The sequence below is a fragment of the Streptomyces flavalbus genome, assembly GCF_042674625.1.
GTDB lineage: Bacteria > Actinomycetota > Actinomycetes > Streptomycetales > Streptomycetaceae > Streptomyces > Streptomyces flavalbus.
In genome coordinates this window covers 1,372,285-1,384,837 of record NZ_JBHTEB010000001.1, presented here as the reverse complement: position 1 = coordinate 1,384,837, position 12,553 = coordinate 1,372,285, and the positions used below count along the sequence as shown (strand labels likewise).

At 72.7% G+C, this 12,553-nt stretch carries 13 protein-coding genes and 5 tRNA genes; 10 read left to right on the top strand and 8 right to left on the bottom strand.

Features of this window, described 5'->3' with window-relative positions; all coding sequences use genetic code 11:
• The first annotated feature begins 76 nt into the window (after positions 1–76).
• On the top strand, positions 77–1,321 hold the full coding sequence (gene cobA, locus ACFQZ6_RS06050; RefSeq protein WP_381605361.1) for a uroporphyrinogen-III C-methyltransferase: 1,245 nt from the start codon (positions 77–79) through the stop codon (positions 1,319–1,321).
• Positions 1,322–1,385: 64 nt separating this feature from the next.
• Complete coding sequence (locus tag ACFQZ6_RS06045; RefSeq protein ID WP_381605359.1) at positions 1,386–2,204, top strand: TrmH family RNA methyltransferase; 819 nt, start codon at positions 1,386–1,388, stop codon at positions 2,202–2,204.
• Here ACFQZ6_RS06045 and ACFQZ6_RS06040 read toward each other — a convergent pair.
• Positions 2,182–3,729 (bottom strand): serine/threonine-protein kinase, encoded by a 1,548-nt coding sequence (locus ACFQZ6_RS06040; protein WP_381618100.1) that lies wholly within the window; start codon positions 3,727–3,729, stop codon positions 2,182–2,184. The genes ACFQZ6_RS06045 and ACFQZ6_RS06040 overlap by 23 nt on opposite strands.
• A 196-nt stretch (positions 3,730–3,925) precedes the next feature.
• Here ACFQZ6_RS06040 and ACFQZ6_RS06035 point away from each other — a divergent pair, with 196 nt between their 5' ends.
• On the top strand, positions 3,926–4,168 hold the full coding sequence (locus tag ACFQZ6_RS06035; RefSeq protein ID WP_381605357.1) for a hypothetical protein: 243 nt from the start codon (positions 3,926–3,928) through the stop codon (positions 4,166–4,168).
• Positions 4,169–4,838: 670 nt separating this feature from the next.
• Here the strand turns inward: ACFQZ6_RS06035 and ACFQZ6_RS06030 are convergent.
• Positions 4,839–5,792 (bottom strand): IS481 family transposase, encoded by a 954-nt coding sequence (locus ACFQZ6_RS06030; RefSeq protein WP_381605355.1) that lies wholly within the window; start codon positions 5,790–5,792, stop codon positions 4,839–4,841.
• 448 nt (positions 5,793–6,240) lie between these two features.
• Here ACFQZ6_RS06030 and ACFQZ6_RS06025 point away from each other — a divergent pair, with 448 nt between their 5' ends.
• Both ACFQZ6_RS06025 and ACFQZ6_RS06020 read left to right on the top strand, forming a co-directional pair.
• On the top strand, positions 6,241–7,194 hold the full coding sequence (locus tag ACFQZ6_RS06025) for a phosphotransferase family protein (RefSeq protein WP_381605353.1): 954 nt from the start codon (positions 6,241–6,243) through the stop codon (positions 7,192–7,194).
• An 80-nt stretch (positions 7,195–7,274) separates the two neighbouring features.
• A complete protein-coding gene (locus ACFQZ6_RS06020; protein WP_381605351.1) occupies positions 7,275–7,550 on the top strand; it encodes a TFIIB-type zinc ribbon-containing protein in 276 nt (91 codons plus the stop codon).
• A gap of 80 nt (positions 7,551–7,630) precedes the next feature.
• Here the strand turns inward: ACFQZ6_RS06020 and ACFQZ6_RS06015 are convergent.
• From ACFQZ6_RS06015 to ACFQZ6_RS05995, 5 genes are all read right to left on the bottom strand, one after another.
• A tRNA-Val gene (locus ACFQZ6_RS06015) sits at positions 7,631–7,702 on the bottom strand.
• 33 nt (positions 7,703–7,735) lie between these two features.
• Positions 7,736–7,807, bottom strand: a tRNA-Val gene (locus ACFQZ6_RS06010).
• Between the two features lie 19 nt (positions 7,808–7,826).
• Positions 7,827–7,898: transfer RNA gene (locus ACFQZ6_RS06005), tRNA-Val, on the bottom strand.
• Between the two features lies 1 nt (position 7,899).
• Positions 7,900–7,973: transfer RNA gene (locus tag ACFQZ6_RS06000), tRNA-Cys, on the bottom strand.
• Positions 7,974–8,013: 40 nt separating this feature from the next.
• A tRNA-Gly gene (locus ACFQZ6_RS05995) sits at positions 8,014–8,086 on the bottom strand.
• A gap of 156 nt (positions 8,087–8,242) precedes the next feature.
• On the opposite strand from ACFQZ6_RS05995, the gene ACFQZ6_RS05990 reads away from it, so the two are divergent.
• The 3 genes from ACFQZ6_RS05990 to ACFQZ6_RS05980 are packed head-to-tail and all read left to right on the top strand — an operon-like array spanning position 8,243 to position 10,985.
• The gene (locus ACFQZ6_RS05990) at positions 8,243–9,283 is read left to right on the top strand and encodes a chorismate-binding protein (RefSeq protein WP_381605349.1); all 1,041 of its coding nucleotides are present in this window, start codon (positions 8,243–8,245) and stop codon (positions 9,281–9,283) included.
• 1 nt (position 9,284) lies between these two features.
• The gene (locus tag ACFQZ6_RS05985) at positions 9,285–10,106 is read left to right on the top strand and encodes an aminotransferase class IV (protein WP_381605347.1); all 822 of its coding nucleotides are present in this window, start codon (positions 9,285–9,287) and stop codon (positions 10,104–10,106) included.
• Positions 10,107–10,160: 54 nt separating this feature from the next.
• Complete coding sequence (locus ACFQZ6_RS05980) at positions 10,161–10,985, top strand: GNAT family N-acetyltransferase (protein ID WP_381605345.1); 825 nt, start codon at positions 10,161–10,163, stop codon at positions 10,983–10,985.
• A gap of 60 nt (positions 10,986–11,045) precedes the next feature.
• On the opposite strand, the gene ACFQZ6_RS05975 is transcribed toward ACFQZ6_RS05980, so the two are convergent.
• On the bottom strand, positions 11,046–11,558 hold the full coding sequence (locus ACFQZ6_RS05975; RefSeq protein ID WP_381605343.1) for a DsbA family protein: 513 nt from the start codon (positions 11,556–11,558) through the stop codon (positions 11,046–11,048).
• A gap of 207 nt (positions 11,559–11,765) precedes the next feature.
• On the opposite strand from ACFQZ6_RS05975, the gene ACFQZ6_RS05970 reads away from it, so the two are divergent.
• Positions 11,766–12,224 (top strand): hypothetical protein, encoded by a 459-nt coding sequence (locus ACFQZ6_RS05970; protein WP_381605341.1) that lies wholly within the window; start codon positions 11,766–11,768, stop codon positions 12,222–12,224.
• A 151-nt stretch (positions 12,225–12,375) separates the two neighbouring features.
• Positions 12,376–12,528, top strand: coding sequence for a hypothetical protein (locus tag ACFQZ6_RS05965; protein WP_164873000.1), 153 nt, complete (start codon positions 12,376–12,378; stop codon positions 12,526–12,528).
• Positions 12,529–12,553: the final 25 nt, after the last annotated feature.

Sequence of the window (12,553 nt, the reverse complement as noted above, 5' to 3'; positions counted from 1 at the left end):
TAAAATCCGCACGTCAGGGCCGCTTCAACGCCGCAGTGCGCCCACTGAACCCCGCTGTTCGAGGAGCCGCCCCCTCATGGCCGAACACCCCGCCTACCCCGTAGGCCTCCGCCTCACCGGCCGCCGCGTGGTCGTCCTCGGCGGCGGCCAGGTCGCCCAGCGCCGCCTCCCCGCCCTGATCGCCGCGGGCGCCGACATCCACCTCGTCTCCCCGGAGGCCACCCCCTCCGTCGAGGCGATGGCGGACGCGGGCGAGATCACCTGGACCCGGCGCCCCTACGCCGACGGCGACCTCGCCGACGCCTGGTACGCCCTGATCGCCACCGGCGACACCGACGCCAACACCCGCGCCTCCGCCGAGGCGGAACGCCACCGCGTGTGGTGCGTCCGCGCCGACGACGCCGACGCCGCGACCGCCTGGACCCCGGCGACCGGCACCAGCGAGGGCGTGACCGTGGCCGTCCTCACCACCAGCGCCAAGGGCCGCGACCCCCGCCACACCGCCGCCATCCGGGACGCGGTCGTGGAGGGCCTGCGCGACGGCACCCTCGTCGCCCCGCACCACCGCACCCGCACCCCGGGCGTCGCCCTGGTCGGCGGCGGCCCCGGCGACCCGGACCTGATCACGGTCCGCGGCCGTCGTCTGCTCGCGGAGGCGGACGTCGTCATCGCGGACCGGCTCGGCCCGCGCGACCTGCTCGCCGAACTCCCGCCGCACGTCGAGGTGATCGACGCGGCGAAGATCCCCTACGGGCGGTTCATGGCCCAGGAGGCCATCAACAACGCCCTGATCGAACACGCCAAGCAGGGCAAGTCGGTCGTACGGCTGAAGGGCGGCGACCCGTTCGTCTTCGGCCGCGGCATGGAGGAGGCGCAGGCGCTCGCGGAGGCGGGCATCGCCTGCACCGTCGTCCCCGGCATCTCCAGCTCGATCTCCGTGCCCGGCGCGGCGGGCATCCCCGTCACCCACCGCGGCGTCGCCCATGAGTTCACCGTGGTCAGCGGGCACGTCGCCCCCGACGACGAGCGCTCCCTGGTCGACTGGGCGGCCCTCGCCCGGCTCACCGGCACGCTGGTCGTCCTGATGGGCGTGGACAAGATCGGCAGGATCGCGGAGACCCTGGTCGCGCACGGCAAGTCCCCGGACACCCCCGTCGCCCTGGTCCAGGAGGGCACCACCGCCGCCCAGCGCCGCGTCGACGCCACCCTCGCCACGGTCGAGGAGACGGTCGTCGCGCAGGAGGTGAAGCCCCCGGCGGTCATCGTCATCGGCGAGGTCGTCGGCGTGGGGCCCGGGACCGTCGAGGCACCCACCGAGTAACCGCGGGTAACAGGACCCGTCCCCGACCGTTGGCACCACACCCAGGACAAGGCAGTATCACCCTGTGGCCGATCTCATCACCGTCGACGACCCCGCCGACCCGCGCCTGCGCGACTACACGGGCCTGACCGACGTCGAACTGCGCCGCAAGCGCGAACCCGCCGAGGGCCTGTTCATCGCGGAGGGCGAGAAGGTCATCCGGCGCGCGAAGGACGCCGGGTACGAGATGCGCTCGATGCTGCTCTCGGCGAAGTGGGTCGACGTCATGCGCGACGTCATCGACGAGCTGCCCGCCCCGGTGTACGCCGTCAGCCCCGAACTCGCCGAACAGGTCACCGGCTACCACGTGCACCGCGGCGCCCTCGCGTCCATGCAGCGCAAACCGCTGCCCACCGCGGCCGACCTGCTCCGGACCGCCCGCCGGGTGGTCGTGATGGAGTCGGTCAACGACCACACCAACATCGGCGCGATCTTCCGCTCCGCCGCCGCGCTCGGCATGGACGCGGTCCTGCTGTCACCGGACTGCGCCGACCCGCTGTACCGCCGTAGCGTCAAGGTCTCCATGGGCGCCGTGTTCTCCGTGCCGTACGCCCGGCTCGACACCTGGCCCAAGGGGCTGGAGTCGGTCCGCGAGGCGGGCTTCACCCTGCTCGCCCTGACCCCCGACGAGAAGGCCCGGTCCCTCGACGAGGCGGCCCCGCACCGCATGGAGCGCGTCGCCCTCATGCTCGGCGCGGAGGGCGACGGGCTGTCGACGCAGGCGCTGGTCGCGGCGGACGAATGGGTGCGCATCCCGATGGCCCACGGCGTGGACTCGCTGAACGTGGGCGCGGCGGCGGCGGTCGCGTTCTACGCGGTGGCTACCGGGCGGCCGGGACTGTAAGGGTTGTAGGGGCTTCCGGGGTTGTAGGGGCTTCCAGGGTTGTAAAAGCCTTCGGGGTTGTAAGGGCCTTCGGGGTTGTAGGGGCTGGAGCGGCAGGTGGCGCCGCCTGCCGGGTCTGCTGGTGCGGCCCTGGGTGGTCGAGGCCCTGTGTCGACTTCTGGCACCCCTGCACCAGGGCGATGCCGAGCGCCACGAGCAGCGTCACCACGACGAACACGAACAGCCGCTGCCGCAGCAGCCGCGGGTTGGCGGGCCGCCGGATGCCCTTGCGGCCCGTACCGGTGGTGCGCGGGCCCTGGCGCCCCGCGCCCGGGCGGCCGGGGCCGGTGCCGGGGGAGCGGGTGCCGTTGCGGGAAGTGTTCCTGGCCGGGGTCCTGCCGGTGCTCCTGGCCGGGTTCTGCGCGGTGTTGCGGCCGGTGGGGGTGGGGCGGGAGCCGCCCTCGTTGCGCGCGGGGGGAGCGCTCCGCTGCGAGGGTGCCGGGGACTGCGACTGGGGTGGTGGCGTGGGCCGCTGGCCGTTCCGGGGGCTGGCGCCGCCGCCCCGCGACGGGTTCGCGCCGCGGGGAGCCGGGGTGCCCGGGGTCGCCTGCGGGCGTCGCTGGGCGCGCTGCGGGTCGGGGTAGGTGTCGGCGAGGCGGCCCGTGGGGCGGTCGGCCTCGGCGGCGCGGGGCGCGGGCGGCCGTCCGTCCAGCAGGACCTGTGCCTCCCGCGCGGCGATCTCCTTCAGCCGCAGCGACAGGTCGAGGGTGGTCGGCCGTTCCTCGGGGTCCTTCGCCAGGCAGGCCCGCACGAGCGGGGCGAGCGCGTCCGGTACGCCGTGCAGGTGCGGTTCCTCGTGGACGACCCGGTACAGCATCACCTCGGAGCTGCCGTGCCCGAAGGGGGAGTCGCCGGTGGAGGCGTAGGCGAGGGTGGCGCCCAGCGAGAACACGTCGGTCGCCGGGGTGACGGCGGCGCCGCGCACCTGCTCGGGGGCGAGAAAGCCGGGGGAGCCGACCGCCGTGCCGACGTGGGTGAGGGTGGAGGCGCCGGTCGCCCAGGCGATGCCGAAGTCGATGATCCGGGGGCCCTTGGGGGAGAGCAGGATGTTCGACGGCTTCAGGTCCCGGTGGACGACCCCGGCCTCGTGGACGGCGACGAGGCCCTCCGACAGGGCGGCGCCCACGGCCGCGACGTCCGCGGCGACGAGCGGGCCGCCGTCGGCGACCTTGTCGTGCAGGGAGGGGCCCGGGACGTACTGGGTGGCGAACCAGGGGCGGTCGGCCTCCAGGTCGGCGGCGACGAGCCGGGCGGTGCAGCCACCGCGGATCCGCCGGGCGGCCGACACCTCGCGCGCGAACCGCGACCGGAACTCCTGGTCCTCCGCCAGGTCGGGCCGGATCACCTTGAGCGCGACCCGCTGCCCCTTCTTGTCGGAACCCAGGTAGACAACGCCCATTCCGCCCGCGCCGAGCCGTCTGTGAAGCCTGAACGAGCCGACGACGCGCGGGTCCTCGCGCCTCAGGCGCATCATCGCCATGTTCATCCCCGCTGCCCGGTCCGTGTGACGAGCCACAGCTTACGTTTCCACGGCCGCCTGCGCGCAGAGGCCGCGCCCTCTGGCGGGGAGGGATTGTCAGTGGGGGGTGGGAGACTTGAAGGAGGGTCAGGGAGTGGGCGGGCGGGGCGGCTTGTGGGTGCGTTTGGTCCCAACCGTCCGTGATGAGAGGGGGGTTGAGGCCGTGAAGGGTGACCGGGTGGAGATAGTCGTGGACGCCGGTGACACCACGCGCACGTACGAGGTGGTGGCGACCCGGGCGGGCCGCAGGGTGGAGACGGTGGTGCGGCGGGGGGTGGTGGAAGTGAGCGAAGTCACGCGCCGGGGGTCGGTGGTGCGGACGGCCCGCTTCATGGCGAACCGGGTGCTGGCGCTGGTCGAACAGCCGGTGCCGAGGCAGCCCCTCCGGGAAGACCCCGAGACGTAGGACGACGTCTCCAACCAGGGGAGTAGGCGGCGGCGCGTGGCTCATCCTCGGGGAGGCCCGCCAATCGGTACGAGGGCATGACGTGCGGTGGTCGGCGCGCGCCTAGATTTGAGGTCAAGCGGCGGGTGCAGCACTCGTCCCCCGAGGTCAGACACCCGCCGCTGCAGACGAACCTCACGAGGTCAGGAGAGGGACCATGGCCCACACAGCGTCACGGACGGTGGTCCGTGGGCGGGGTCGCCGCCATCCGCTGGTGGCGACACTCATGGCCCTTCCCCTGGCGGTCCTGCTCCTCGTCGTCTTCGACGGCTGGGAGACAGTGACCCTACAGGCGTCGTCCGTGGGCGAGATGCTGGGGCGCTGAGCGGCGACCCCAGGCCCGGAAGAGCGGTCCGGGCGGGGACATCCACCCATAACCCCGTGGGGACGGGGGTGCGGCGGACGGCAACAATGCCAGGCGTAGCTGGGGAGCTGCGCCTGGCATTACCTTTTGGCTTTCCGCACCCGGCCTGCCGGGGGGTGGGTCGGGGCCGCGCCGGGGGGTGTCCGTCCTCGGAACCGCGCGCCCTGTCGGGTGCCTGGTGAACGGCGTTCCGCGCGCGAACCACTGCGGGCGGACACCCCCCGACACGTCCCCTTCCGTCGTACGGCGACTGCGGCCCGTCGCTGGCTAGCTGTATTGGCCCGTGAGGTTGGGAACGCGGCTGGCGGGTGGCTGACCTCTCAGCGCGGTGTGTCCGCGGTGGTGATTGTAGGTGTGCAGCCAGTTGGGGAAGGCGTCGCGTCGTTCCTGTTCCGAGCGGTAGGGGCGGGCATAGGCCCATTCGTCGAGCAGGGTGCGGTTGAACCGTTCGACCTTGCCGTTGGTCTGGGGCCGGTAGGCGCGCGTGCGCTTGTGCGTGATGCCGGCTGCGGCCAGGGCATCGCGCCACAGACGGGACTTGTAGCAGGAACCGTTGTCGGTCAGCACGCGCTCGACGGTGACCCCGCACGAGGCGAAGAACGCCTGCGCCCGCCCCCAGAAGGCGACGGCGGTTTCCTTCCTCTCGTCAGTGAGGATTTCGCTGTAGGCCAGGCGGGAGTGGTCGTCGACGGCGGTGTGCAGGTAGCTGTAGCCAGCCCCGCAACGCCTCCTTCGGCCCGCCTGGCGCCCCAGGACCTTGTGGCCGCCGCCGTCGGGGATGTTGCCGAGCTTCTTGATGTCCACATGCACCAGCTCGCCGGGACGTTCCCGTTCGTAGCGGCGTATGACGTGGCCGGTGGCCCGGTCCAGGTGCGTGAGGCGGGCCAGGCCGAAGCGGGTGAGCACCCGGTGGACGGTGGAAGGAACCAGCCGCAGCAGGCCCGCGATCCGCGCAGGTCCCCAGCGGCGCAGCACACGGACCTTGATGATCCGCCGCTCGGTGCGGGTCGGGGTCCGCCGTGGGCTGGTGTGCGGGCGGCTGGACCGGTCGGCCATGCCCGCCTCGCCGTGCTGCCGGTAGCGGTCGGCCCATCGCTTGGCGGTGCTCACGGAGACTTGGAAGCGTTCCGCGGCCCGCCGCAGGGGCCAGTGGTCGTCCACGACGCAGCGGGCCAGGCGCAGTCGTCCGGTCTCGGTCAGGGGTGCATTACGGTGGGGCACGAGGGCCTCTCTGGTCGCCGGTGCAGATCTCGCAATCCACACCGAGCCAGAAGGCCCTCACCCATTTCAAGATCACACATCAGTGATCGCTGTCGCCAACCTCCGTGGACAGAACAGCTAGCGCCCTAGCTGCGGGCAGCCGCGCCGCCGTAGCCGCCGCCTTAGCTGCGGGCAGTCGTGCCGCTGGGGCGATGGGGGTCCCCCTGCTCGAGCGAAGCCGAGAGCTTGGGGGAGGGTGGGCGCAGCGGCACCCCCGTAGCGCCGGGCCGCGCGACCCACCCCGCGGCACGCCTACGGGCGGCACCCCCTGCCGTGCCGGGCCGCGCGACCCATCCCGCCGTACGCGTACCGGCGGGAACCCTCGCCGCGCCGGGCCGCAGGACCCGCCCCCGCCAGCCCGCTCCCACGCCGTCACATGACACCCTCACGGTCAGAAAGGAGCGGCCCCGTGACACAGACGCCCCTCCCCGTCGCCCTGACCGCCAGAGCCACCGCGCAGGCCCACCTCCGCACCCCCACCTGCCCCTGCCCCCGCGGAGCGACCCGCACGCTGACCCACCGCCCCGACGCCACAGTCGTCCGGCACGCGGAAACGGTCGCCAAGGCACACGCCCCCGGCACCACCCCAGCCACCCTCACCCCCCGCCTCCGCACGGCCGCCGCCCTCCCCGACCTGCTCCTCCCCCCGCTCACCGGAACCCCGGTCACCCTGCACGACCGCCTCGTCACCTTCTGGCCGTACGGCACCCCCGTGGACCCGGACGACCCCGACGCCGCCCCCTGGGAGGCCGCCGCCACCCTCCTCGCCCACCTCCACCGCACCCGCCTTCCGGCGGCCGACCTGCCCCTGATGCGCGGCCCGGAGAAGGCAGCCCAAGCCATCGCCGCCCTCGGGGAGACCAATCACGGAACGGCCGCCGCCACGTCCCCCGTACTACGCGCCTGGGCCACCCTCCCCGCCTGGGCCCGCGCCGAGGCCCCCATGCCCGACACCACCACCCTGTGCCACGGCGACCTGCACCTCGGCCAGCTCGTCCGGCACCCCACCCCCAACGGTCCGTGGCGGCTCATCGACGTCGATGACCTCGGCGTAGGCGTCCCGGCCTGGGACCTGGCCCGCCCGGCCGCCTGGTACGCCTGCGGCATCCTCCCCCCGCAGGACTGGGACCGCTTCCTGGGCGCCTACCGGACGGCGGGCGGCCCGGCCGTCCCGGCGGACGGTGACCCCTGGCCCGTCCTGGACGTCCCCGCCCGCGCGCTCACCGCGCAGACCGCCGCCCGCGCGATCGTGAAGGCAGGACTGGCGGGCCGCCCGCTGGACGACGTGGAGCAGGCCCTCGTCGACGCCTGTGACCGAATGGCCGCCGTCCCTCCGGAGTTGGCCCCGAACCGAGCGAAGTAGGGTGCAACCGACCGCAGCCGGACAGAGTCTGTCCTGGCGATACCCGAAGCAGGACCGACCGGCGAGGAGTTGAGCCGACGATGCAGTGTCCGAAGTGTCACGGGCAGATGCACACCTACAACCGCAATGGTGTGCAGATAGAACAGTGCGCGAACTGTCGGGGCATTTTCCTCGATTACGGCGAACTGGAGGCGCTGACCCGTCTGGAGTCCCAGTGGACGCAGCCCGCCCCGCCGCCCCCGCCCGCCCCTCAGGCGTACCCCCCGGCACCCGCCCCGGCCTGGGGCGCCCCGCACGGCGGCCACTACGGCCGTCACGGGAAGAAGAGCTTCGGGCACATGCTGTTCTCCAGCTGAGCCACGGGCCGTAGCACGTAGCACGCGGAACACAGAGAAAACCCCGGCCGTCGAATGCGGCCGGGGTTTCCGTTGACCAGTGGACGATACTGGGATTGAACCAGTGACCTCTTCCGTGTCAGGGAAGCGCTCTCCCGCTGAGCTAATCGTCCTCGGGACCTTGATCGACGATCAAGGGTGCTGCGTGCGCGATACTGGGATTGAACCAGTGACCTCTTCCGTGTCAGGGAAGCGCTCTCCCGCTGAGCTAATCGCGCGGGGGATCCGGAGATCCAGTGGACGATACTGGGATTGAACCAGTGACCTCTTCCGTGTCAGGGAAGCGCTCTCCCGCTGAGCTAATCGTCCTTGGAGGTGGAGACGGGATTTGAACCCGTGTAGACGGCTTTGCAGGCCGTTGCCTCGCCTCTCGGCCACTCCACCAGGAGTGTAGGGAACCCACAAGATCCCCTGCGTTCCTTCGAGCGGACGACGAGGCTCGAACTCGCGACCTCAACCTTGGCAAGGTTGCGCTCTACCAACTGAGCTACGTCCGCCTGTCGTTTCGGTCCGCTTGCGCGGCCCGGCGACGTGTTGAACTCTAGCGGATTCCGGGGCCAGTACAAAAACGCGTTTGTGCAGCGTGCTGCGCTGCACCCGCTGAACGGGCTGGTCCGGGTACCACGGGGGACGCGCGCCATAGACTCGACAGCGTGCTCGACCTCCCACCTCTCGCCCGCTTCGGTGACCGACTGGCCACCGGTCTCCTCGATGTCACCGACGATCCCGCGGCCCTCGACTCCCAGGGTTTCTGGGCCGTCTGCGCGGACTTCGAGGGCCGTCTGACCTGCGCTCGCTTCGCCGAGGTGAGGACCCGGGCGGTGCCCGCGCCGGTGCCGGGGGCGTGGCGGGGTCCGGCCGCCGGTGACTGGACGTCGTCCCTCGACCGCGCCGCGTACACCGCGGGCGTACGGCGCGTCCGCGAGCACATCGCGGCCGGTGAGGTCTACCAGGCCAACCTCTGCCGGGTGCTGTCGGCGCCCGCCCCGGACGACGCCGACGTGGACGCGTTGACGGCGCTGCTGGCCCGCGGCAACCCGGCACCGTACGCCGGAACGATTCGGCTGCCGGAGCACGGGGTGGAGGTGGCCACCGCCTCGCCCGAGCTGTTCCTGCGCCGGGACGGGCGGGTCGTGGAGTCCGGGCCGATCAAGGGCACCGGGCGGACCGAGGCGGACCTGCTGGAGAAGGACTACGCCGAGAACGTCATGATCGTCGACCTGGTCCGCAACGACATCGGGCGGGTCTGCGAGACGGGCACGGTGAGCGTGCCCGACCTGTGCGCCGTCGAGAAGCACCCCGGGCTCGTGCACCTCGTCTCCACCGTGCGCGGTGAGCTGCGCGCCGGTGCCGGATGGGCGGAACTGCTGGCCGCCGCCTTCCCGCCCGGGTCCGTCACCGGGGCGCCGAAGTCCAGCGCCCTGCGGATCATCGACTCCCTGGAGACCGCGCCGCGCGGCCCCTACTGCGGCGGCGTCGGCTGGGTGGACGCCGACCGGGGCGTGGGCGAGCTGGCCGTCGGCATACGCACCTTCTGGCTCGACCGGGCGACGGGCACTCTGCGCTTCGGGACCGGCGCCGGGATCACCTGGGGGTCCGACCCCGAGGGGGAGTGGCGGGAGACCGAGCTGAAGGCGTCCCGGCTGCTCGCGGTAGCGTCGGGGGAGTACGCGCACAGTGGAGAGGGACTCTGACGTGAAGATATGGCTCGACGGCGGGCTCCAGGACATGGAGAGCGCCCGTGTCTCCGTCTTCGACCACGGACTCACCGTGGGCGACGGCATCTTCGAGACCATGAAGGCCGTCGACGGGCGGCCGTTCGCGCTCACCCGGCACCTGGACCGGCTGACCCGCTCCGCCCGCGGCCTCGGCCTGCCGGACCCCGACCACGACGAGGTACGCCGGGCCTGCGCCGCCGTCCTGGAGGCCAACCCGATGCCGCTCGGGCGGCTGCGTGTCACCTACACCGGCGGCCACGGCCCCCTCGGGTCCGACCGTGGTGAACACGGGCCGACGCTGGTGGTCGCGGTCGGGGAGACCGTACGGCGACCCGACACCACCGCGGTGATCACCGTGCCGTGGACGCGCAACGAGCGCGGCGCGGTGACCGGCCTGAAGACCACCTCGTACGCCGAGAACGTCGTCGCCCTCGCCCGCGCCCACGAACAGGGCGCCTCCGAGGCGCTGTTCGGCAACACCGTGGGCGAGCTGTGCGAGGGCACCGGCTCCAACGTGTTCGTCGTCCTCGACGGTCAGATCCACACGCCGCCGGTCACCTCCGGGTGCCTGGCGGGCATCACGCGCGCGCTCGTCGTCGAGTGGACCGGCGCCAAGGAGACCGATCTGCCGCTGGACGTGCTGGAACGCGCCGAGGAGGTCTTCCTCACGTCGACCCTGAGGGACGTACAGGCCGTGCACCGCGTCGACGGGCGGGAACTCGCGGACGCCCCGGGACCGGTCACCGCCAAGGTCATGCGGGTCTTCGAGGAGCGGGCCGGGGAGGACCTCGATCCCTGAGGGCCCGATAAACCTGGCTGACGGGGGCGATCCGCATCGGGTAGAACACCCCTGATGACGACCACCCTGCGGCCGACCGAGCCGCTTCAGCGCGCCGCTGACGGGAGCCGTTCACGCCGCTACCAGGTGTGCGTGAACAGCAGACCCGTCGGGGAAATACGCCTCGCCACCTCACCCTCCCTCGGGGAGTCCGTGGCGCGGATCACCGGCCTGGACATCGAGGAGCCGGACCGGCGCCGTGGGCGCGGCACGGTCGCCGCGCTCGCCGCGGAGGAGGTGGCGCGCGGCTGGGGCTGCGCACAGATCGAGGCCGCCGTCCCCGCCGCCGCCACGGCCGGGCTGCGGCTCTTCGAGGCCCTCGGGTACGTCCACCGCAACCGCGGCATGGAGAAGCCCCTCGACGCCACCCCGCCCGCGCTGCCCGCCGGGAGCGTCGCACGGCCCATGTCCCCGGCGGAGTACGAGGACTGGTACGCCTACGAGACGGAGCACTACGTCCGTGCCTGGGCGGACCGGGGCGTGCCCGAGCCCACCGCCCGCGCCAAGGCGCGGCGCGATCACGAGAACGTGCTGCCGCGCGGGCTCGACACCGAGAACATGCTGTTCAGCGTCCTGGAACACGAGGGCACCCGGGTGGGCACCCTGTGGGTGGCGCTGGAACGGGACAAGGCGTACGTCTTCGACGTCGAGTCCGACGCCGCCCACCGCGGCCAGGGGCACGGCCGCACGCTGATGCTGCTGGCGGAGGCGCAGGCCGTGGCCGCGGGGAAGGGCGTACTGGGACTCAACGTGTTCGCGGGCAACGTCCCGGCGGAGCGGCTGTACGAGTCGCTCGGCTACCGGACCACCGGGTACGTCCTGTACAAACCACTGATCTGAGCCCGGCCGTCGCGGTCGGTCAGGCCGTTGCCGTGGGTGGGTGAGTGGGTGGGTGGGCCGTCAGCCTTGTCCCTCGGCGAGCAGGCGGTCCGCGATCGCCTCGACGCGTTCCCTGAGGCCCTCCTGGCTCTTGCCGCCGTCGAGGCGCTCGCCGCCGATGACGTACGTCGGGGTGCCGGTCACGCCGATCGCCTTGCCCTCGGCCTGGTCGGCGTCGACGATCAGGATGTGGCGGCCGTCGATCAGCGCGGTGTCGAACTCCTCGGCGTCCAGACCGAGTTCCCCGGCGATCTCGACCAGGAAGGGTTCTCCCCTACGGTCCAGCTCCTCGACCCGGCCGAGCACCGCCTCGACGTACGCCCAGCCCTGCCCCTGCTCCGCGGCCTCCTCGGCGGCCTGGGCGGCGGCGAAGGCGTGCTTGTGCTTCTCCAGCGGGAAGTGCCGCAACCGCAGCTCCAGCCGGTCGCCGTAGCGGGCGCGCAGGGCGCGGATGTCGTCGAGGGCGCTACGGCAGTCCGCGCACTGGAGTTCGCACCAGACGTCGAGGACGGGGGCGGGGGAGGAGTCGTTCATGCGGCCAGTCTCCCAGCCCCGGCGCCGGTGCCCCAAAACGGGACCGGTGCGGGCGGGCGGCGGTACGGCGGGGACCGGCACCTGCGGAGGAGGTGACCCGGAGATGTCCCTGATGTCCGGCCGGAGCATGGCCTGGCAGGGGTCGGGCGGTGCAGGATGGAAGGGGCGAAGCACCCGCTGCCCGACCGAGCCCGCCTGGAGGACCGGATGATTGCCGAGACCGTCTGTTCCGCCGTAGCCGCGGCCGGGCTGGGCATCGCCGCGGTCAGCGCGTACCGCAAGCGATTCCTCGCCGCCACCCGGATCGCCGCCTACGCGCTCGTCCCGCTCGGGCTGGTGATGACGGGTGTCGTGGAGTGGGCCGCCGACACAGCCTTCAGTCCCACGGCGTGGGCGGGCTTCGGGGTGCTGGGTGCCGCCTGGGCGCTGTTCGCGACCACCCGCGCCGTGGAGCGCCGCCGGGGCGGCAGCCGTCAGGAGCGCAGGGCCGCCCGTGCCGCGGCCCGGAGCGGTGCCGTGGAGCCGAGCGCCTCGGCGCCCGCCCTCGGCGCGAGCACGCGTCAGACGGCCCGGCCGCAGGGCGGCAAGAGCGGCTCCGGGGCCCGCGCGGACGCCGCGGACGACTTCAGCGATATCGAGGCCATCCTGAAGAAGCACGGCATATGACCCGTAGGTGATCCGCGACTGACCCCGACCGTGCCACGGGCGCCCGGTACCGCGTGCGGGCCGGTCCGTTCACGGATTCCGTCGAACTCCCCCGGCTGGTGGGCGTGTTGATCGCGTAGCGGGTGCTGGGTAGGCCATCATCGCCCGCGAGATGCTGGATACGACCCAGAGCGATGCCGCGCCGCCGCAGGACGAGCCGCGTGGATGCCTCTTCGCCCTTTCCCAGCCACCGCTGATGATCTTCCTTGCGGTGATCGGGTGTCTGCTGCTTACAGCCGCGTTGCACGATCTGCTGTTGCTGTAAGCCGTACCCGCGGTCCCCGGCGCCA